The organism is Synechococcus sp. BL107 (genome assembly GCF_000153805.1).
Classification (GTDB): domain Bacteria; phylum Cyanobacteriota; class Cyanobacteriia; order PCC-6307; family Cyanobiaceae; genus Parasynechococcus.
Genome location: NZ_DS022298.1, coordinates 1,324,735 through 1,346,309, shown reverse-complemented (window position 1 = coordinate 1,346,309; position 21,575 = coordinate 1,324,735). Strand labels below are relative to the sequence as shown.

At 56.3% G+C, this 21,575-nt stretch carries 18 protein-coding genes and 1 pseudogene; 10 read left to right on the top strand and 9 right to left on the bottom strand.

Annotation, left to right across the window (positions count from 1 at the left end; all coding sequences use genetic code 11):
* Positions 1–3,231, top strand: coding sequence for a DEAD/DEAH box helicase (locus tag BL107_RS06995; protein WP_009789598.1), 3,231 nt, complete (start codon positions 1–3; stop codon positions 3,229–3,231).
* 18 nt (positions 3,232–3,249) lie between these two features.
* Here the strand turns inward: BL107_RS06995 and rmuC are convergent, their stop codons facing one another.
* The 4 genes from rmuC to BL107_RS06975 all read right to left on the bottom strand — a co-directional run bounded on the left by rmuC (position 3,250) and on the right by BL107_RS06975 (position 7,952).
* On the bottom strand, positions 3,250–4,659 hold the full coding sequence (gene rmuC, locus BL107_RS06990) for a DNA recombination protein RmuC (RefSeq protein WP_009789597.1): 1,410 nt from the start codon (positions 4,657–4,659) through the stop codon (positions 3,250–3,252).
* A gap of 321 nt (positions 4,660–4,980) precedes the next feature.
* The gene (locus BL107_RS06985) at positions 4,981–6,072 is read right to left on the bottom strand and encodes a type III polyketide synthase (protein WP_009789596.1); all 1,092 of its coding nucleotides are present in this window, start codon (positions 6,070–6,072) and stop codon (positions 4,981–4,983) included.
* Positions 6,073–6,075: 3 nt separating this feature from the next.
* A complete protein-coding gene (locus tag BL107_RS06980) occupies positions 6,076–7,221 on the bottom strand; it encodes an NAD(P)/FAD-dependent oxidoreductase (RefSeq protein ID WP_009789595.1) in 1,146 nt (381 codons plus the stop codon).
* Positions 7,222–7,235: 14 nt separating this feature from the next.
* Positions 7,236–7,952 (bottom strand): class I SAM-dependent methyltransferase, encoded by a 717-nt coding sequence (locus BL107_RS06975; RefSeq protein WP_009789594.1) that lies wholly within the window; start codon positions 7,950–7,952, stop codon positions 7,236–7,238.
* Between the two features lie 171 nt (positions 7,953–8,123).
* Here BL107_RS06975 and BL107_RS06970 point away from each other — a divergent pair, with 171 nt between their 5' ends.
* The 3 genes from BL107_RS06970 to BL107_RS06960 are packed head-to-tail and all read left to right on the top strand — an operon-like array spanning position 8,124 to position 11,882.
* Positions 8,124–8,984 (top strand): phosphatase PAP2 family protein, encoded by an 861-nt coding sequence (locus tag BL107_RS06970; protein WP_009789593.1) that lies wholly within the window; start codon positions 8,124–8,126, stop codon positions 8,982–8,984.
* Positions 8,985–9,036: 52 nt separating this feature from the next.
* Positions 9,037–10,344, top strand: coding sequence for a YegS/Rv2252/BmrU family lipid kinase (locus tag BL107_RS06965; RefSeq protein WP_037988241.1), 1,308 nt, complete (start codon positions 9,037–9,039; stop codon positions 10,342–10,344).
* Positions 10,341–11,882, top strand: a complete 1,542-nt coding sequence (locus BL107_RS06960) for a metallophosphoesterase (RefSeq protein WP_009789591.1) — start codon at positions 10,341–10,343, stop codon at positions 11,880–11,882. The genes BL107_RS06965 and BL107_RS06960 overlap by 4 nt, the downstream gene beginning before the upstream one ends.
* A 46-nt stretch (positions 11,883–11,928) precedes the next feature.
* On the opposite strand, the gene BL107_RS13235 is transcribed toward BL107_RS06960, so the two are convergent.
* Positions 11,929–12,060 (bottom strand): hypothetical protein, encoded by a 132-nt coding sequence (locus tag BL107_RS13235; protein ID WP_009789590.1) that lies wholly within the window; start codon positions 12,058–12,060, stop codon positions 11,929–11,931.
* 44 nt (positions 12,061–12,104) lie between these two features.
* On the opposite strand from BL107_RS13235, the gene BL107_RS06955 reads away from it, so the two are divergent.
* From BL107_RS06955 to BL107_RS06945, 3 genes are read left to right on the top strand one after another with little or no spacing between them, the layout of a single operon-like run.
* Positions 12,105–12,887, top strand: a complete 783-nt coding sequence (locus BL107_RS06955; RefSeq protein ID WP_009789589.1) for a GTP-binding protein — start codon at positions 12,105–12,107, stop codon at positions 12,885–12,887.
* Positions 12,888–12,924: 37 nt separating this feature from the next.
* Positions 12,925–13,740 (top strand): metallophosphoesterase, encoded by an 816-nt coding sequence (locus tag BL107_RS06950; RefSeq protein ID WP_009789588.1) that lies wholly within the window; start codon positions 12,925–12,927, stop codon positions 13,738–13,740.
* Entirely contained in the window at positions 13,737–14,441 is a 705-nt protein-coding gene (locus tag BL107_RS06945) for a phosphoesterase (protein WP_009789587.1), read from the top strand. Before BL107_RS06950 ends, BL107_RS06945 begins: the two co-directional genes overlap by 4 nt.
* 12 nt (positions 14,442–14,453) lie before the next feature.
* Here the strand turns inward: BL107_RS06945 and BL107_RS13320 are convergent, their stop codons facing one another.
* The 4 genes from BL107_RS13320 to BL107_RS06935 form a co-directional block, all read right to left on the bottom strand.
* Entirely contained in the window at positions 14,454–14,684 is a 231-nt protein-coding gene (locus BL107_RS13320; RefSeq protein ID WP_369791569.1) for a hypothetical protein, read from the bottom strand.
* 7 nt (positions 14,685–14,691) lie between these two features.
* A complete protein-coding gene (locus BL107_RS06940) occupies positions 14,692–15,135 on the bottom strand; it encodes an AAA family ATPase (protein ID WP_369791568.1) in 444 nt (147 codons plus the stop codon).
* Between the two features lie 535 nt (positions 15,136–15,670).
* Positions 15,671–15,838: a hypothetical protein gene (locus BL107_RS12935; RefSeq protein ID WP_009789584.1), complete on the bottom strand. Its 168-nt coding sequence runs from the start codon at positions 15,836–15,838 to the stop codon at positions 15,671–15,673.
* A gap of 285 nt (positions 15,839–16,123) precedes the next feature.
* Complete coding sequence (locus tag BL107_RS06935) at positions 16,124–17,758, bottom strand: FAD-dependent oxidoreductase (RefSeq protein WP_156779499.1); 1,635 nt, start codon at positions 17,756–17,758, stop codon at positions 16,124–16,126.
* 436 nt (positions 17,759–18,194) lie between these two features.
* Between BL107_RS06935 and BL107_RS06930 the strand changes: the two genes are divergently transcribed.
* The 3 genes and pseudogenes from BL107_RS06930 to BL107_RS06920 all read left to right on the top strand — a co-directional run.
* Positions 18,195–19,097 carry a MoxR family ATPase gene (locus BL107_RS06930; protein WP_037988236.1) on the top strand — a complete coding sequence of 301 codons (903 nt, stop codon included), beginning with the start codon at positions 18,195–18,197 and terminating at the stop codon, positions 19,095–19,097.
* The gene (locus BL107_RS06925) at positions 19,084–19,941 is read left to right on the top strand and encodes a hypothetical protein (RefSeq protein ID WP_009789581.1); all 858 of its coding nucleotides are present in this window, start codon (positions 19,084–19,086) and stop codon (positions 19,939–19,941) included. The genes BL107_RS06930 and BL107_RS06925 overlap by 14 nt, the downstream gene beginning before the upstream one ends.
* Positions 19,938–21,185, top strand: a pseudogene (locus BL107_RS06920) (transglutaminaseTgpA domain-containing protein); the annotation flags it as partial. The gene BL107_RS06925 and the pseudogene BL107_RS06920, both read left to right, overlap by 4 nt.
* Positions 21,186–21,575: the final 390 nt, after the last annotated feature.

Sequence of the window (21,575 nt, the reverse complement as noted above, 5' to 3'; positions counted from 1 at the left end):
ATGGCCGGCCTTGCCGATCACACCTGGAGAGGGCGTTTCAGCAGCTCCCTGGAGAGTCTGCTGGAGGGCTTCTACAAACCGGCCCTGATGGATGCCGTCCGCTACTGGCGCGTCACCGGCTACTTCACCAGCCGCTCCCTGCTTCAGGTACTGGAGGGGGTAGAAAACCTGGTGGCTGCGTCACCTGATGGCCTGGGCCGCGGCCAGATGCGGTTGATCACCGGCGTGTTCCTAAGCGAAGCCGACATCACCGCTCTGGCAGCCGGAACTCCCTCTGAAACTGTTCTCACCGATCACCTCTCAACCCACTTCCCCTTCGAAGGTGTTGAGCCGGGTGGCCAAGGTGACGCCGCTCTCGGGGCCGAGCTCCTGGCGTGGCTGGTGAGCCGGGGCCACCTGGAGATCCGCGTAGGGCTGCCCCTCATCGACGGGCACATCGTCAATGACGGCGCCATCTTCCACGCCAAGGAGGGCGTGATCGAAGACAAGCACGGGCAGCGTTTGGGATTCAGCGGCAGCGTCAACGAAACCCCCAACGGCTGGACCAGCAACTTCGAAACCATCCAGACCTTCTGCTCCTGGAAGCCCGGTGGTGTCGAGGCCATTGATGATCTGGAGGCCGGCTTTCTGCGGCTCTGGCAAAACCAGGACGCCGGCGCCCGAACCTTCACCCTCCCTGAGGCAATCCGCCAGCAACTGGCCATTTATGCGCCGTCCGAGCAGGCACTGCCCCGTCGCCTTAAACCTTTCCTCAACGATCTGCCAGCACCAGAGCCAGAGCCCGTCGTTGAGATCGTTCCCGACATCGATGAACGGCGCCGCATCGTGTGGAGCTACGTGCTCCAGGCCGCCGCTAGCGATCTGCCTGGAGCCGAACGGGTCGGTGAAGGCACCAGTGCTGTCACTCCTTGGCCCCACCAACAGCGCGCTTTCCAGCGCCTCTGGCAGCAGTGGCCGCCCAGGCTGCTGATCGCGGATGAGGTGGGCCTCGGCAAAACGGTCCAGGCCGGCCTGTTACTCCGCCAGGCCTGGTTGAGCGGCCGTGCCCGCCGCATGCTGGTGATGGCGCCTGCGTCGGTGCTCAAGCAGTGGCAGCGGGAACTGCGCGAGAAGTTTGGCCTCGACTGGCCCATCTACAGCGGCAAGTCACTCGACTGGCAACCCACCCGTTTCCGTCCCGATGGGCTCTCTCGGCCGGTAGACCGGAGCAGTTGGACAGCAGAGCCCTACGTGCTGGTCTCCAGCCACCTGATGCGGCGGCGCGACCGCCACAAAGATCTGCTGGAAGCCGAGCCCTACGACCTGGTGGTGCTCGATGAGGCCCACCACGCCCGCACCCGTCGGGAGAACAGCAGCAGCGGTGGCGAGCGCCTCCGCCCCAACACCCTGATGCAGCTCATGCAGCAGCTGAGCCAGCGCACCAATGGCTTGCTGCTGCTCACCGCTACGCCCATGCAGGTGAGTGAGCTGGAAGTGTGGGACCTGCTCGCCCTGCTGGGCATGCCCCCCGAGTGGACCGAAGACGCCTTCGAGAGGTTCTTCGAGTGGGTGGAAAAGGAGAACCCGGATGAGGCCACACTTGCCTACCTGGCTGGGTTGTGGCGCAGCAGTGTGTCGGCGTTTGGCGAGGCACCGGACAATGCCATGCCGGAAGAGCTGCGTAGGACGCCGCTGCGCAAACGCAAGGCCCTGCGCGCCCTCAATGACAGGGACCCCCTCTCCCGCCGCAATCTCAGTGTCGAGATCCGCCAGGCCTCCCTTGCCCTGGCGAAACGCTGGACTCCTGTGCAGGGGCTGATCTCCCGCCACAGCCGCAACCTGCTGCGGGCCTACAAGCAGCAGGGATCGATGGATCTGGCCATCGGAACTCGCCACGTGGACGACCGCTTCCTGGAGAGCACGCCGCAGGAGCGTGCGTTGTACGACGCTGTGGAGGGCTTCATCTCCAGTCAGTACGCCCAGGCAACCGGCCAGAAGAAATCGGCAGTGGGCTTCGTGATGACGATCTACCGGCGCCGCCTCGCCAGCAGCGTGGCCGCCCTGGTCTCCACCTTGGAGAAGCGCCTGGCTGGCCAGCAGCAACAGCTGGAGGAAGACGCGGCTGCCGCAGAAGACGACGACATCAGCGACGAGCAGTCCTTCGACCTGGAGGGCATGCAGAGCGCCTTCCAGGAGCCCTCGCTCCAAGGGGAACTCGAAGCCATCGGGGTGCTGCTCGATCAGGCCAAGCCCCTGGTCGGCCACGACAGCAAGGGGGCCGAGTTCCTCAAGGCCATCGAGCAAATGCAGGACCAGGGCTACAAACAGGTGATCGTCTTCTCCCAGTACACCGACACCGTCGATGCCCTCAAGGAGCTGCTGATCAGCGCAGAGCGCACCAGCCTGATGGCCTTTACCGGTCGCGGCGGAGAGATCCTGCAGAAGGGCGGGGTCTGGAAAGCCCTGAACCGCGAGGCCACCAAACGGGGCTTCAAGGAAGGCAATGCCGAGATCCTGCTCTGCACCGATGCAGCAGCCGAAGGCCTGAACTTCCAGTTCTGCGGTGCCCTGATCAACTACGACATGCCGTGGAACCCCATGCGTGTGGAGCAGCGCATCGGCCGTATCGACCGCATCGGCCAGACCCATGAACAGATGCAGATCGTCAACCTGCATCTCGATGGAACTGTGGAAGCCGATGTTTATCGGGCGCTGAAAGGCCGGATTGCGATGTTCGAGCAGGTTGTGGGCAAGCTGCAGCCGATCCTGGCCAAGGCCTCCAGCTCCATCTCCCAGGCCACCCTCGTCGGCCGTGATCAGCGGGAGAAGGCGAGGGCATCAGCGGTGGCAGCTGTGGAGCAGGAGTCCGAGATCAAGGGCCTCGATCTTGATGATGTCCTTCAGGACCTTGATGCCATCCATGAAGTGGTGAACAGCCTGCAGCCTTCACCGCTCACCCTGGCTGATCTCGAAGCGATCCTCAGACAGCCGTCGCTGCTGCCACCGGGATGCAGCTCTCGACCGATCGGTGCCTACGACTTCGCCTGGACCCAACCCGGCCTCGATGAGGAAATGCGCGTGACCTGCAATGCCTCCTATTACGAGGACAACAGCGACAGCTGCGAGCTATGGGTGCCGGGGAGTCCGTTGTTTCCAACAAAGGCTATGGAAGAGCTCGCGACAGGGGAAACATCAATGAGCAGAGAAGAGTTCTTGCAAACAATTTCAGCAGCTTCAAATCACTCGACGTAACGTCAACAACGGCTGAGATCACTCACCGGCCTGGATCTCCCGTACCACCTCATCAATCTGATCAGCTACATCAATCTCACCGCTTTGCCCTGCCAGCTCGGCAAAACGCCGACCCTGCGGCAACAGCCGGCTTTGCGCTGAACCCACCGCTGCATTGAAGCTCTTGTTCAAGCGATTCAGATTGCTGCCGATGTCGTTGAACTTGTCGATGAAGACGGTAAAGCGCTTGTGCAGTTCCACTGCATTGCTCTGAATCTCATCAATGTTTTTGGCGATCTCTGCCTGCTGGATCGTCATCGCCAATCCTTTCAAGATCGCTAGCAGACTGGTGGGAAAGGTGAGGATGATGTTCTTGCTGAAGGCGTACTCCAGCAGCTGCGGATCACGCTCCAACGCCATCGACAGAGCACCTTCCACAGGGATGAACAGAACCACCCCATCCACCACCTGGCCTAGGGCGCTGAGCTTGCCGGCGTAATCCTTCTTGCTCAGCAGATCAATGTGGCTACGCACCTTTTTCAAATGGTGGCTCAGAGCAGCCTCTCGTTGTGCATCATCAGACGCCTGTAGTGCATCGAGGTAGCTCTCAATCGGTGCCTTGGAATCAACAATCAAGCGCCTTGACCCAGGAATTGTGATCACACAATCCGGCCTGTAAGCACCTTCATTGGTGTCGATATGAACCTGCTCATCAAAATCGCAGTAGCTAATCAGCCCAACGAACTCAAGGATTCGGCGCAGGTTCACCTCCCCCCACTGACCCTTCACATTCGGTGAGCGCAAAGCGGAGGTGAGCTGTTGAGCTGCACCTTGTACGTCTTCGCTGCGCTGGCGTAAGTCCATCGTTGTTTGAGCCAGAACGCCAAGTTTTTCGTTGGAGTCTTTTTGAAGAGCCTCCATCTGCTGGCGCAGCTGTTGCACTTCTTTCGCGAACGGTTCACTCACCGTTTCCTTGGTGCTCTTAAGCAAGGCATCACGGGAGCCATCGAGCATCTGTCCACTCAATGAACGGAATTGAGTAAGGAGATCTGTGCGGGCCTTCGCCAGAAATTGCGTCTGACTTTCTTGGGAACGCAGCTGCTCTGCCACCTCAGCCATTTTTTTGCTTAGAGACTCCTTCTCCTGTCTGATCTGCTCCATCGCAGCCAAAGCAGTGGCATGTGCAGCTTTGAGCGCATCTCGCTCTTGGCTGACCCCTTTTAATTCCGTATTGCTTACAGCCGCAGATTCACGTGCCTGCTGTGCTTCGTGCTGCACAGACTGCAAGTCAGCACTTTGTTGTTCAAGCTGCCTGCTGAATTGCTCTAACCCCTGGTCCGCCTTCAGCAACCGCTCCTCCAGCAAGCGCGCTTCACCAGAACCACCACTGCTGCGGCCTTTGCTAAACACCCGGCTGAGGATGAAGCCAGCAATGACGCCTGCAAGCACGCCAGTTATAAAGAGCAGTATTGGGGCCATTTAGAGAACGTTGCTTTTGCCAGTCTCTTCTTAACTTGACCCTTAGACCTCCCCCACATAGGGGATAGAAAATGAGAATTGCCTTAGAAAACTCAAATCAAAATAGTGGCTGTGTAAGCCACGAAGGCCAGCGTTGATCTGCCCTTGTCAATGAACCGGGTGAGGCACAGACACCCTCGGATCTTTCCAATTCTCCCGCAGGCTCCAAACCATCCGACTGGGCCATGCCCCTGACCATGGAGAAAGGTTTGGTTCACCAGCGACATCCATATCAACGTCCTCAGATGAAAATCACACTTGTCGATCGAAAAGTGCCACCTCGGCGCTTAGGCCAGGGCCAAAGGCCAGTGCAAGACAAGGACCGGAACATTCCCGCCGCCTCAACCGCTCAAGGATGAACAGGATTGTTGCCGACGACATGTTGCCATGATCCTGGAGAACGGCTCTGGAATCGAGCAATAGGTTCGGCTCTAGCGACAAAACCTCGGAACAGGTCGAAAGAATCTTTGGGCCCCCTGGATGCACAGCCCAGCTCGTCACCGCTTCAAGCTCAATGGCCTGCTCTTTGAGCCAATCTCGCAGCCAAGGCAACAAGGCAGCTCCAACCGTTTCAGGAACAAGGGGCGACAAGCCCATGGCAAAACCGTGATCACCAATCTCCCAGTGCATGAGATCTGCACTATTCGGAATCACCATCGAGCCACTACGTCGCAACGCTAAGGACTGATGGGTAGGGGAAGGATTGGCGGAGGCGACAACGGCAGCCGCTCCATCGGCAAACAAAGCGTTGGCAACAACCTTCTCTGGGTGCCAGCCATAGGCCATATGGAGGCTGCAAAGCTCTACAGCGCACAGCAGAACAACAGCCTTGGGATCCATCTCCGCAAAGGCGTGGGCAACACGCAGTCCATTCATGGCACCGTGGCATCCCATGAAACCGATATGGGTCCGCTGAACACTCGGCGCTAGCGCGAGCTTTTCGATCAAATACAGGTCAACACCAGGCGACTGAAAACCGGTGCAACTAACGGTGACGAGATGCGTGATTGCAGCGGCTGAGAGATCGCTATCGCTTAACGCCTTTGCAGCGGCCTCAAGAGCCAATCCACCGGCGTAATCATCAAACGCCTGCATCCGTTCGGCGGTACTCGGGCTTTCGGCGCCGTAGAAACTGAGACGCTCCTGGATCGTGCCATCGTCTCCATCCTTCTCCAGCAGCACACTTCCACGGCTGAGCACCTTGGTTTTCTGATAAATCCGCGATAACAGCCTTGTCTGCTCAGGGGTTTCGGCATTGATCCGATGCGCCACCTGCACTGCGTCTGCCTGGCTCAGTCGCCGAGATGGCACCGCCGTACCAATGCCATGAAGGATGAGAGGCATGGATTAGGAGCTCGCCATCAGGGGAGACACCCGATTGAGGCTGCGAATAACGCGCTGTGGGATCGCAGGCCATTGGCACCCGAGGCTGAACAACGCGTTTGTGGTGAGCGGTTGTCGCAACAACGTCGACAACACACTGCAAACCCGTTGACGGCTAATCGTCAGATCCACCAACCTCCTTTGCCAACGCCGCTCGAGATCCACGGACCATCCCCCCTGAGCTTCCTCCACAAAAGGAGCAACCGCCGCCCCAGCGGCAAGAGCCCAGGCCATGCCCTCACCGGTGAAAGGCTCCACATAACCGGTCGCGTCGCCAAGCAACAAAAAGCGATCCCCTGCAAACAGACCAGCACGACGGGTGAGCGCAGGAGTTAACTGCCAGCGAGACGACTCCAAGCTTCGAGGCAAGGGGAAGCCAGCTTGATAGAGAACGTCTTCTGCCGCACGGACCACACCGCCAGACGACTTGACCACAGCGCGGTCGAAAGCGGCCGCAAGGTTGAGAGCACCATCCTCACGTCGAACCAAGCCGACATAGCCACGCTGGCCAATGGCCATATGGATTGCCCCAGGCTCGTAAGAACCGTCGTCATCATTGATGAGGCAACCTGCCCCAAGCCTCGATTCCGGCGTGCTCCTCGAGCTGGCCGCATGGGTCGGAGACATCACCTGGTGCTGCAGTCCGGCTGCAACGAGCACCACACGGGCCTTGATCCGTTCAATGGGAGCATCACCCGGCGGTCGTAATCGCACCATTCGCCCATCGGGAGTGATCTCCTCAAGCACGGCACTGGTTTGAAAGCGCACTGTTGCGCCAGCAGCCTCAGCCGCGTCGACCAAAGCCTGATCGAAGCGCTCCCGCGAAAGTGCCCAACCGCCTGGCAAGTCAAGCTTGAGCGCCTTACCACCCCAACCAAGACGAAGTTGATCGAGGGGCACAGCACCTTGATCATGAAAGACGTTCGGAAGGCCTGAGGCCGTGAGTGCTGCGAAGGCATTGGCGTTAAAGCAGCAACCACACACCTTCCAGCGGGGGAAGGAACGTTTTTCGACCAGCAAAACTCGTAGTCCGCGACGGGCACAATCAAAGGCGGCCAAGCCACCGGCAACTCCTGCCCCAATCACGATCACATCCCAGCTGTTCTGCATCTCAGGTCTGCATCTCAGTGGGGTCTCCAGCAGAGCCGGTAGCGCTCAGGCCAGGTCCGTTCCAAGGCACAGTCGCGCAAACCAGCTTGCGAGGCGAGGTCCAGGATCTCTGAAGGAGTAAAAGCTCCCTTGACCGACAGTGGACCATCGTGATGAACCACCCAAGATCGGCTCAGAAGTCGCGTACCCATCCAAGCCAAGGAATACCCAAGACGGCTCCTAATTAGATCGTCAACAATCACAAGTCGACGAGCCCTAGCTGCCATCCCTGTGAGGAGTCGCACCACATCGGGTGGATCGAGATGGTGAACAAAAAGGGTGCAGTACACCACGTCAAATTGTTTGGATTCAGACGGGTCCAAAGCATCAGCAACAAAAACACCAACGTTGCTGTCTGATCTGGCCACATTGCGGCGGGCGAGACGCACCGCTTCAGGATTCAGATCGCAGGCTTGAACCGATACATCCAAATCGCGTCTTCGGGCGAGCGCAGCAAGCTCGATCGCCGTATCGCCACCTCCGCAAGCCAGCTCAAGCACGCTCAATTGAGTGGCGGGACTCTCACCTGCGAGCGTCTCAACGTGACGAAACAGCCCTGGCACACAGCGACTGATTCCATTGATCCGACGCAGACCTTGAAGGGCTCGGTCATGCTCGGCTGGATCGAGCCCCGGCTGATCCATGACTTCGGGCCGCCGATCACGTTGCATCGAGGTCCAGCCCAACGACATGTGCTTTCACATTGCTTTTACAAGCTAGGAAGAACGCTGCCGGCGTCGCTGATTAAGGCGCTTCCCATTACAGGCGCGCAAAGGGATGGTCCGGTTTGAGCAGAATCGTCGTGGCGTGATTCACCAACTCAGACCAACGAGCTAGTACTGAACGAGAGAGCAAAAGTTGTCATGCTGCAAACCAGAATCAGCCGATTGATCCTGCTGCTGATCGGAGCAGGTCTAGCTGTCGTTGGTCCTGTTGAAGCAGGTGAATTAACGAGTTACTGCGAATCCAATGTCGGATCACCAAGTGATTTAAAGGAGCTGAAGCATGGTCTTGTGCAGGGCTACCTCGCTCCAGAGACTCTTCCGGACTCCCTCAAACTGCTGGCTCCACCGCCGGCTCCAGGATCAGCGGCACAGGCACTTGATGAGGACATCGCCAGGGCGAATTTTGCACTTGAAGCCACAGCACGCTGGACACAAGCAAGCAAGGATGCCGATCTCAATTTTCCTGCAGCCGCGTCCATCTTTTCCTGCAGCGTGGGAATTGAGATTTCCGAAGAACGCACACCGAGGCTTTACACGCTCCTGCGCCGCTCACTCACTGATGCCGGACTTGCCTCCTACAAAGCCAAGAACCATTACCAGCGAAGCAGGCCATTCATGGGCAATGGGCAGGCGATCTGTACTCCTGACGATGAGGCGATACTTCGAACCGACGGCTCTTATCCATCCGGGCACACCTCAGTGGGCTGGGCCTGGGCTCTGATCCTCAGTGAGATAGCTCCAAACCAACAGGATCAAATCCTCCAACGGGGGTTGGAATACGGAAGGAGCCGAAACATTTGCAATGTGCACTGGTACAGCGACGTGCAAGCTGGGCAGCTCATCGGGGCAGCAACCGTGTCCCGACTGCATACGAATGAAGTTTTCCGAGCAGATTTACGTGCAGCTGCGGAGGAGATTCATGCCCAGACATCACTCGGAAAAACTAGAAACAGTGACGACTGCAAACGAGAGAAGGTGGCTTTAGACAACAACCCTTAATTCAATTAATTTAAAAAAAGATTCCACTCAAAATTATAAATTTAGCGACACAATGCCCTCAACTCTAGTTCTCAATGCCGATCAAAATACTTGTCCAGCGCTTGGAACCTGGGTCAGCAACAACACCAAAATCCTCTCTGGATTTTCATTACTGATTGCAGAAGATATCCTCCAACAAATAGGCACACAAGAGAGTCTGAAAGATCTATCAATTACCCCTTGTCAATCGATCCGTAAAGGTGGTGATATTGCAATGGCAGCAAAGATCCTCCAAGGAGAGATCAGTGCGCTGATTCATTTCCCAGCACCACCCGAGGTTCAAGCCAACAGTGTTCTAACTGAACCACTGATTCGTGCGGCGCTGCTAAACGACCTGCCAATCGCACTGAACCCAGCCTCAGCAACAGGTCTTCTACAAGGTATTAAACGAAGTCGAAGAGGTTATCTCATCTTCAATCCAATCTCTGGTCAGGGGGATCCTGACATCGAACTTGCTGAAATTCGCCGATATCTCGAACCACAATTCATGTTGCAAATCTGGAAAACTCAACCCGGTTTAGACCCAGCCGAACAGGCAGAAGACTTGATCAAGGAAATCAACGCTTTCGATGGGGAAGATGGCGGTGATTCGATCATCATTGCTTCGGGTGGCGATGGAACAGTTGGAGCTGTAGCCAGTGCCATTCAAGGGAGCGATATCCCCCTTGGAATCATTCCACGTGGCACTGCTAACGCATTCTCAGTAGCACTCGGAATACCAACAGGATTAAAAGCCGCCTGTACCAATCTGCTGCTCGGCAATCTCCGTCAGGTCGATGTCGCTATATGCAACAACAAGCCAATGATCCTATTGGCCGGCCTTGGTTTTGAGGCGGGAATGGTAGACAAAGCCAACCGAAAATTAAAAAATATTCTTGGACCCATGGCGTACATCTTCTCGGGTGCGCGACAAATTGTGGATCAGAAACCATTCCAAGCCACCCTACAAATCGATGGCAAAGACTACCGCGTTGATGCCAGTGCAATCACAATCGCCAACGCCGCTCCTGCCACATCAGTGATGGCACAAGGATTCGGCAAGGTCATCCCTGATGATGGCTTACTCGATATCATTGTGGCGTCACCCAAAGACACCATAAGCGGCCTATCTGTGCTCTCCAGTTTGGCCTGGTCAGCTGTGATGAGTAGCAACTCAAACAACAATGACCTGGCCTGTTTTCGTGCCGACCAAATCAAGATTGAATTAAACGAATCTCAGAAGCTGGTCATTGATGGTGAAATTCTTGATGCACAACATGTGATGGTTACAGTGAACTCAAGAGCGTTGCAAGTTGTTGCACCAATACCTCTGAAATCTTGAACTTCGCAAGCGATCCGCCGATCCAAAAGAAGATCAGCAAAATGGCCGCTCGCGTGCGCTGGAAGCATCCGGAGTTCATCCGACAAGGGATCGACCAGACACGACTCGTTTTTGATCAAGAGTTCGAGACACCAGCAGGAGACGACGCCTTTCACTTTTTAGTGATCGGCGATAGCGGCACCGGTCGCCACCGCTTCAACAGTCCCCCCCGTCAAATTGCCGAACGTCTACTACCCCATAAAGCGAAGGCCGCCTATCTGCTCCACACCGGAGATGTCGTGTATCTCGTTGGAGCCGCGGATCAGTACCGCAACAACTTTTTGAAGCCCTATCGGGAATGGCTTCAGCACGGCAAGGATTGGGACACCATCAGCCATCGAGGTCTGGTCTTCAACAAGCCATTCCTCCCGGTGCCGGGGAATCACGATTACTACGACCTTTCCCTTCCCATCGCCTTACTGGCGGGCCTAACCCTTCCCCTACGTCGCCATCTGCAATGGTTCCACGACGTCGACATGGGATGGCGCGGTTCAAAACAAGGAGGAACCTATGCCAGCGTTTTTCTGGATGTGCTCGACGACATTTCTCCTGCTCAACTTCAAGATCACCTCAACACCAATTACGACGCGACGTGGAATAGGCAGCGCTGCATGCGGTACAGGCCCGGCACCAACACCCATCTGCCCAATCGCTACTACCGCTTCCAACATGCCGGCGTCGACGTCTTCGCCCTGGATTCGAACACCCTGATCACCCCCGAGCAATCAACACAGAATCGACTCGAGCTGCACCGTGAGTTGTCGAGTCTTGAGCAGCGACAATCCTCTCTTTACAAAGCTTTGGCCAACAGGAGCTTGGAGGAAGAGAAGCGCGACGAATTGTTCGATGAACTAGAGACGCTCCAGGAGCAATGCTTCGACCTTCAGCGTCGTATCCAACACGTCGCAGTGGTGGACCATGAACAACTGGATTGGCTGAAACAAGGGCTGATCGAATCCCACCGCGACACCAAGGTCAGGGGTCGGATTTTGACCATGCACCATCCCGCCTACGTCACCGAAAAAACAAAATGGAATCAGGCTGACACGCACGCCATCCGACGTCAGTTGCGAGCAGTTTTTGATGGCGTTGCCAGATCCCTAGGGCGAGACCTCAAATCCGCGAAGCCTGTGGATCTTGTGCTCAGTGGCCATGCCCATTGCATGGAAGTGCTGCGCACCCACGACACTGGACATGCCGACAGCCACCTCAACTGGGTGATCTGCGGTGCAAGCGGTTATGGCTTGAGAGATCAGCGACAGGAGGGAAACAAGCTCATGGAGAACGACGCCGACGGGGCCAGCAAAGTGGTAGCCGAAAGCCAACTGTTTATTGGTCGAAAATGGCAAGCCGCTGCAGACAAACCTGCTTACAGCGGCCTTCGAATCGATATTGAGTCTGGACGCCCCCTCAGCATTCGATTAACACCACTGGTGTGTGTCCGCGACGGCTCGACCTGGAACGACGTTGACCCTGATCCAATCACTCTGGTCCCTTGAACCGAAGGTTCAAATGGGGGCACCTAAAAGCAAACCTTTTTCGCCGTTACAGAAACAGCCTCCTACTAGCGATGTTGTATTCAATGGCCTGCCCGCCGTAATGCTCGGCATTGCTGACCTGCGCATTTGATTCAGCGGCAAGAATCATTTGAACGGCCATAATGAGAATGATTCCCATTCCGGCCTAATTCTGAGGCGGGGCGCTGACTTGAGCCTTTCACCATGCAGCAGACCTGGTTGATTACGGGCCCGCCTGGCTGCGGAAAAACCAATTGGATCCGCGAAACCCTGCTGAACCATGGCGGCGCCTGCGTTTATCTCCGTCTCGACGGGTCGACCCACGACGGCCTGGAACTTGGCCATAACGCAGGTATCGACCGCAGCTGGCTGATGGACCAGATCCCCCAGCTGGAGGATGGGTCCGAGCCGCCCTCCGATTCACAGCTGTCTTCGGATGAACGCTTCGTGCTGATAGAGGCCCAACAATTTTCTTCAACAGCCCAGAACGACGACGAACTTGATCCGCAAATCAAGCAGCAATTGCAGCAGTTCAATCTCACGCCAGATCGAACGCTGCATTTCGGGGTGGACCCGGAACTCCCCAAACAAGACACTCTGGACTTCACCAAACTTGAGGCCTGGCACCTCGATCTTCAGGGTTGCGTTTGGGATCCGAACAGCCTCAGCAGCTTCTGGTTCGAGTTGGTGAACGGAGCCTATGGGGATGTGTATCGCGCCAAGGCACTGATGAACATGCCGGATGGGCGCTCTTTTTTCTGCAACTGGATGGTGAGCCAATCGGGATCTCAATTTCTTCCTTTGCAGTCGGTGGTTCCGCCAACCGGCAGGCCCAATCGTCCATCTCACCTTGTGATCCAGGGAAAGGGCTTGATTCCGGCAGGCATCGAAAGCACGATTCACGACTGCTTACTCAGCGACGACGTGCTGGAGCTTCAGCAGGCACCGCTGCGGGACCAACAAGCCAATCTTCAACCCACTCTTTAACCGCTCTACAAACCACTCATTAAACCGCTGCTTAACGATGGCCCACGCTGTGATCTCCTGCCTACACGCCAACCTCGCGGCTTTTGAAGCCGTACTGGACGACATCGACCAACAAGGCATCAAAACCATCACCTGCCTGGGCGACCTGGTGGGCTATGGCCCCCAGCCCAATGAAGTGGTGGAACTCGTACGCCAGCGCGCTATTCCCACCTGCCAAGGCTGCTGGGATGAAGACATCATCGATGGCCTCAACGCCTGTGAATGCAGCTACCCCTCCCAGTTGGCCGAGCGGCGGGGCCATCACGCCCATCACTGGACAGCCGACCGTTTAACGGACGACAACAAAGCATTCCTCGCCCAATTGCCAACCACCCTGCGCAGGGACAAGTTGCTGTTCGTGCACGGGAGTCCCAACAGTCAGCACGAATATTTGCTGCCAGACATGAATGCTTTTGCAGCCTTGGAACGGGTGGAAACCGCAGGAGCCGAAACATTGTTCTGTGGTCACACCCATCAGCCCTATGTACGGGAACTGAGCGGTGGGTCAATTCGCGTCAGCGTGCAGCAACGCGGCAACGAGCCAGCCAGTGAACAGGAGATGACACTGCCGATGCGTCGCATCGTGAATGCTGGCTCCGTCGGAGAACCCAGGCACGGCAGCACCAAAGCCACCTACGTCGTCCATGACGACAACACAGGCGACGTGAGCATTCGTGAGGTGGACTACGACGTGGCCAAAACCTGCCGGGCCATTGTGGAAGCAGGCCTACCCGACGTGTTTGCCTGGCGTTTGAGCCATGGCTTCGAATATGCCGAGCGCGCCGAAGATGCCAGTCACGTGTGCGAGCGATGATTGAACGTTGGGCGCTGGTGAGTGGACTTTGCGGAGATCTTGATCTCTACGAGCGGATCCAATCCGACCTCAAAAAGCAGCGTGGGATAGCCCACCTCTTTGTATTGGGCGACATGATTGGCCCAGATCGGAATTGCGATGCGCTATTGACGCGCTTACGCCAACCGAAGCGCGGCGATCTGCAGCCCAACTGCATCTATGGATGGTGGGAAGAACAGCTATTGGTGGCGTACGGCTACCGGGGGGAACCGGCACAAAGCACCCAAAACAGAACAACATCGATTCAGGAATTGCGGAAGGCAGTAGACCCAGCACACGTCAGCTGGCTGGCTTCGCTGCAGTTCGGCTTCATCGAACTTGATTGTGGACTCATCCATGGCAGCTCCGCCGATGTGGGTGATCAGTTGAAGGACACCACCTCGCCACTGATCCTTTTGGATCGTTTAACGCGCCTAGATGTCAATCGACTCTTTACTGCGCGTAGTGGCCAGCAATTCCGATTAACGCTGACAGGGGGGCAGATCCAATCGAACGTGAAAGATCCCACCGGGGAGCAACAAAACGAGCAAGCGGTTCCCAAACGCAGTGTGGTCGGCATCGGTTCTGGAACGAATTACACCCTGTATGACCCAGCCAGTGACCGCATTGAATTTCTCAGCGTTGTAGGCAGATCAAATCCGTTAAAGCTTGGCTTTGGATGAACTTAAACAGAGTTATGCACAACGATCTTCTAAGCGCGAAACATTCCAGCCAATCGGCATCTGAATCACTTGCCTCTTCGGCATCAACAATTCAATTTCATCGCACGCTTGGGAATAGGCATAAAAACCAGACATCCGTCGCGGATCAGACCGGCCATTTTTCATCACAGCTCGATCAACAGTGACTCCCTGAGTCTCAGCATTTTCAAATGCATTGAGCAAAGGAATTTCGGTACGCAGCACTTCAATATCAAAGCCCTGCAAAATATCCCTGCGAATTCGATCGAAGATTTTTTTCTAGCATCAGCTTCACGATCAGTGCTGCATAGGGGATATCGAACTTATTCAGCATGCATGCCATTTCAACAGTGAGCTCAATGGATCGACTTTGCGCTGTTGTAGGAAGAATAATGAGATCTGAACCTTCAACTAAATTCTTTAGCTCTTCTTCGTTGCTACTGGCCTGACCATCCGTCACCACAATATCGGCACTTCTTGTAGCTTTTGCCGCCGCTTCCATTGGAACGACAGAGAATGGAAGTAGCCCCCTTGAGGCATAGGCGGTGGCTGACCGATTGCGATCAGCATCAACCAACACAACAGAGCGATCAGTCTTGGCCCAATGCGCCGCCAAATGGATGCTGGTACAGGTTTTAGCTACGCCACCTTTTTGCCCAAAAGTAGTGACAAACACAATGAGACTTCACAGTGATTACCTCTTTTACCTCATTATTTGATCAGCGCAAGAGTGGCGATAAGAGGATTCAAATGGCGCGGCACATGCCCCGTGGGATTGAGACCTAGAGAATGAAGGTGATGTTCACCTTGATGGCATAACTTCAAGGTGCCATCAATCCTGGTGGGTCTTTACGACCCGTTCAGACGGTTCTCCCCATGCTCAAAACCAGTTCTTTGAAAGAGAGTTAACCCACGTCATGAGAGGGCGGGCAAGACCTCTGGGGTACCCACTCCCCAGAGGTCTTTTTTTGATCTCCTAACCCAGCAGCAATTTTGTACTCATCCCTACAGGGGTTCTTGACTCAGTGCATAACAATCAACTCGTCACCGCAGGGGTGACGGCGTCGAGCGTGGGGAGGTCTGGGGAGACCTCCCTTTTTTTTATGAGCAACACACATTGTCCCGAGCGTTGACAAACGAATCTTCGGCACAATTCAAGCAATTGTTCAAAAAACCAAAAAGGGAGCGAAGTGCCCCCGTGATTAGCAGCTTCAGTTGGTCTCGGTCACTGCAGCTGGAGCGGCAGCTTTGCCGGACATTTCCTTCAAGGAATCAGCAGCACAAACACTCGAGAGAGCGATCACAACGAGGGCAACTGTGTTGACAACTTTGAGGACAACAGGCAAGTGCGTGTTGACCATGTCACGGACGTTGGACATCGGAAAAGTTCAGAATGAACAATCCCATGGTGCAGGGTCCGTCAAGACAACCAAGAAAACACGAACGAGATGAAGCCTGCGGCAAGGCCAGTACTGACCAATCGAAGATCAGTTCACTTGTGATCCTCTATCGATCAGCACTTTGTACCCGTCCCTACAAAAAAGTTCGAGACGATACATAACAATTGGAAAGTCCCTGAGGGAACGGGGATGCGTCGTACGGGGGAAGGTCTGGGGAGGCCTTCCTTTTTTATGGCCTGAGCCCTTTCGCTGCACCCCAGCCAACTAACTCGATAGCCAGGGCCACTGAATCCCGAGGGATTCGATGGGATCCATCACGAGTTTGTTGAGCGCACGGCCGAGCACCACTTGAGGTTCATCGGCGCGGATCGGCAACACGGGGTGTTGCTGGCCTGAGGATGCGTTGCTGCCCTTCACGATTCCTCGGCGTAGCAACGAATTAGCAGCTTCCAGCCCACTCACATAGGCCCGCTCCTGGCAGAGGCCTTTGGCACCATGCTCTCTTTCGCCCATTCGCACCCAATCTCCGGCGCAAACCACGGACGCCAAAGAGGTTTCCAGTGGAGGCCGCTGAATAAAGCTTCCTGGCGAAAACAGGGACACCGATCGGGGGTATCGACGCACCTCCTGATCCACAACCACAGCCCCACGGAAGGCAGGCTGCGCCATCGGCAGAAGATCCTGCATCAGGCAATCGACAACCTCTTGATCGCTGAGTTCAGCGATGGCGGAGGCGTTGTAAAAGTCGCTTGCGATCACCGAACCCTGTTCAGGCTGATCCCCCCAGAGCGCCTGCTTCGTGTCGTGTTGCAGTTGATCCAGCATGAAGAACGTGGCTCCAGCTCCCTTCAGCGCACTGAACCGTGAGAACACATTGGCGGGATCGGCAACTGAAATCGTGCGATCCAACCACAAACGCACCGACACCACATCGATCGCATCAAGGCTGCCGGCTCGCACCAGCTCGGGCGTCAACGCCGCGCACTCCGGCGAGTTGGCCATCAGCGCTCCCATCCCTTTGGCACCCACAGCCAGCACCACGGCATCGACGTTGTCGACGACACTGCTACGTCCAGTCGTTACCGATCGGGTCTCCACTGACCGCACGCCTCGGGTGTCGGTGGACATCTTGAGTGCTGTAGCCAATGTGCCTCCCATCACCTGCAGCTGATGCTCGTCCTGAAGCCGCTCACTCAAGGGGGCAAATAAGTGCTCGGCGATGCTCTTGCTCTTGATCCAGCGCACATCAAACGAATCTTGATGCGCCAGTGCGTAGTAGTAGAGAAGCTCCATCGTCACGGCTGCCGACAACTCCTCAGGCGGCTTGAACAATCCCACCAACAGAATCGGCCGCAGAAAATCATCAATCATGCGATCACTGATACGGAGCTGCTGAAACAGCGTCAGCGCACTAATCGCGTCGTACTTGCGATACACCGCATCACTGCGATTGAGATCGAGGATTGCGTAGAGCAGGCCCGCGATGCTGAGTCGATCCTGAACGGGTAGACGCTTGAAATTGCTGACCGTTGCAAAGGCCTGCCCCAAAGGACTCGGCAACGCCACGGCGTCACCGAACACAGGAGCCGTTGCCTCCAACCCCTCGGGCGACCAAAACGCACTGGTGGTGAAATCCGTGAAGATCGAACCGAGTCCGAGCTCTGCCGTCAGGGCATCGATATTGGGGTAGTCCTTCCAAAAACCTCGGGTGCCAGCCTCAAACGGCTTGCCGCTTGTGGTGGTGATCGGCTGACTGCCAGTGGGATCAGGCATCCCATCGATCAAGGTGACGCGAACACCGGCTTCGCAGAGAGCCTTAGCCGCCCCCCAACCGGCCCAGCCGGCCCCAACGACAACCACGTGGGATTGAGCTTTGTCAGAAGCAGCCGCGTTGGCCATGGAGCTGTGTTGCATCAACCCAAGCTAAGAAGACAGGCGTGGGGCGAGACGTGCGACCACCAACAGACACCTGAAAGCTTCGCCTTCCATCATTGATCTACGCAAATGCGCATACTCCAGAACACTTTTTATCTCAATTCGTTCTAGACAAAAAATCAATTATCACAATCAACTCAAAACACAGCCGCAAGGAGATTGAGCCCTGCCAAAAGAACAACGACTCCGGACAGCAAAGAAGCAACCAAAAAGTCAATAATTAATAACGAGAGCGCAACATTACTGAACAGTATCAATAATTTCTTCTATCCCTTGGATTAGACGCCGAAGACCATAAGTTTCTTCGCAGCGATCGGAACTTGATCGATAACAACGCTCAGCACCATTTCGTATCCAATGCACAGAAATGAGAAGGTGGACTTGAGGTTGTTTGTTTCCCTTGGCTTCACCCGCGCTCCAGCCACTGATCAACGCCGTTGGTCAGGTCTTGCTCGGCAAGGAGCAGCAGATACGACTGGCCTTGAGTTGTCTGCTGGCAGGAGGCCATCTTTTGATCGAAGACCGGCCTGGCATGGGCAAATCGACCTTGGCCGAAGCCCTCGCTCGGGTGTTTTCCCTTGGATTTAAACGGGTGAGTTTCACCAGTGATTTACTGCCCGCCGATCTCACTGGGATCAATGTGTTCAACACCGCCGAAGCATCGTTTCGCTTTCAACCCGGACCACTATTTACTCAGGTTGTCTTGGCCGATGAAATCAATCGCGCCAGTCCACGCACCCAAAGTGCACTGCTCGAAGCGATGGCAGCGGGACGGGTCAGCTTGGACGGCATCAGCCACGACCTTCCCGAACCATTTTTTGTCATCGCGACGCAAAACAGCCTCGATCAGGTTGGGACAAGCCCGCTACCCGAAGCACAGCTGGATCGCTTCCTCATGCGAGTGAGTCTCGGTTTTCCGGATCGTGAATCAGAAAAGGAGCTACTGCGCGGACGTTTCTCACCAGCCGCCACCACACCTCCATTGCTCGATGGCAAGTCTTTAAAGCAGTTGCAACAGCAATGTGCTGCTCAACATTGCTCAGATGAGTTGATGAATTACGTGCTCGATCTTGTTGCCGCAAGTCGCCATGGTCAGGAGGGTTTATCGCCACGGGCAAGCCAGGCGCTTCTCGCTGCCGCCCGGGCCTGGGCCCTGCTCTTCGGCCGGGATTACGTGACCGTTGAAGACGTTCAGTCCGTCGTGCCAGCGGTGGTCGAGCATCGTTTGGATGCCGGACGTCCGGCAGGTTCAGGGACTCCGTTAAGCACGAAGCTGCTGGAGCAGGTGAATGCCCTCCGCTGAACTCACGCTCGGACTCCGCAACCTGTACATCATTCCGAGTCGCTTCGGGGCTCTTTGGTTGGCAACCGCAGCCCTTCTGCTCTTAGTGGCGATTCAAACCACCAGCAACAGCACGCTGCTGCTGGCCTTTGTGATGCTCGCCGTGATGTTGCTGGCGATGTTTCTCACCCACGACACACTTCAAGGCCTTGTACTGCGCTGTGGTGAACCGGCGCCAACCTTTGCCGCTGAATCAGCCATCTACCCGCTGCTGATCGAAACGCGCCATCGGCGACCTCCGCTTCGTCTGCGATTCCGCAAGGCTCCGGAATCTGCGTTTGTCCAACTCTCCGCTGGTGTTTCGCTGGTTGGGCTGAGCTGGACACCGAAGCGGAGAGGCTGGCAACAACCTCCTCAGCTGCAGATCGAAACCATTGCACCGCTGGGCCTTTTCATCTGCTGGACGCGCTGGCGGCCCCCGACACAACAGTTGATCTGGCCGCGTCGGAGGCCGGGTCCAGTGCAAGAGCAACATCCTCCGCGATGGCGTGATGGCCTCGATGAATGGCAAGACCTACGCCCTTTGCTGCAGGGTGAACGTCCCGCGGTCGTCGACTGGGCAGGGGTTGCAAAAGGGCGCCCATTGCAGGCCAAGGTATTCAGCGTTCCTGAGGATGTGGAGCGGATTCTTAAACCAGCTCCTGGAGTTCCGATGGAGCAAGCAAGGGAGCACTTGGCCGATCGGATCTGGACCCTTCAACAGCGGGGTGAACGCTATGGCCTGCATCTCCCTTCGAAATCGTTGTCGCCAGGAAGGGGGCTTCAACATCGCAATGGTTGCCTCGAGGCGCTCGCGACGGAATGAACCGCACCGCTCGTCAGCGTGTCCTCCAGCCGGGAACTTTCGCCTGGCTGGCCATCCCACCACTCTTGCTGCAATGCCTTGCCCTGAATTGGTCCGCAGCACTCACCTGGCCGACCTTCGGACTTGTGATCTGCGCTCTACTCAAACTTTGGCGGGGTAGCAAACCCTTTGATCGAAGGCTTGCGGCCCTTTTGCAGCTGCTCTCCGCAGGGCTTCTCACCTCTCAATTACAAGGACTTTTGGCAACGATCCTGCAGCTGATCGCGGTCAGTGCAGCCTTTGCTGGTCTCCTGGGCCATGAGCTCGGCGGAATGCTCTCACTCCGTGGACTGTTGCGACGCAGTTTGCAGCTTTTGCTTGCAGCCCTCCCATTGGCCTTGGTGCTGTTTCTATTTGTTCCTCGAATTGCTCCTTTATGGACCACTGAGCTGGGGCCAAAGCGTGGTGCTGTAACCGGCCTTTCATCCAACCTGGATCCACTCAGCATCGAACGATTGGCCACCGTGAATGCATCCGCCGCCAGGGTGAGCCTTTCGGGTGTGGAGACGTTGCCCACCAACGCCTACTGGCGAGTCTTGGTGCATGAACAGTTCGATGGCCGGCGCTGGCAACACCGTGACGCAGCCTTTGCTCGGCAGCCCAACCGAGGATTACTCAATGACTCTGAGATCAGTCAGTGGTGGATCGTCGAACCGTCCTCAACCCGTGCGGTGCCCTGGGATGGCCGCTCCAAACCAACTGCCAAAGACCAGTGGGTGACATCGGAAGGAGAGTTAATGGTGGGAGCAGCGTCACGACAAAAGCGTTCCTTTCGCCTGAGCAAGGGCTCCGACCCAATGGGCTGGCAACGCCGGCCTCCGTTCAAGAGTGAACGAAAGCAGCCACCTGCTTCGTTACCGCGCTTGAACGAACTTGGCGGTCGATTTCGATCCCTACCAACAAACCAAGAGCGGCTAATGGCCGTCGAACGCTGGTTCAAGAGCCAACCCTTTCGTTACAGCCTGAGCCCTGGCTCGATGACGGATCTGGACAGTTTTCTATTCGAGAGCCAGGTGGGCTTCTGTGGCCATTACGCCAGCGCCTTAGCCGCAGTCATGCGCTCGGCGGATGTACCAGCACGGGTTGTCAGTGGCTACTTGGGTGGCCGACAGATCGATCCCATGACTGGCAGTCCTTATATGGAACTGCGGCAAAGTGATGCCCATGCCTGGGTTGAAGTCTGGCTGGAGGGCAGCGGTTGGCGGCAAGTGGATCCGAGCCTCTGGGCTGACCGCAATGCCCTCGACAATGTCAATCAAGGACAACAGCAGACAATCAATCCTTGGTCTGATCCTGCGAATTGGTCGCTAGGGGAGTGGTTGCAGGGTCAGTGGTGGGGGCTTGATATGGCCTGGACACGCTGGTGGCTAGGACTCGACCAAGCCAGCCAACAGGCCTGGCTCCAAGCCGTACTCGGTCCACATCAAAGGTGGCTAGGACTTCTTGTTGTGCTGGCCTGCATGGCCTCCTTATCGCTGGGATTGGTGATGACGCAGCTGCGATTGGGATCTCGCCAGCCCCTGGAGCAGTCTTTGCGCTTGTTGGCAGATTTAGGTGTCACACCGATGCCAGGAGACACTTTTTCTGAGCTCTGC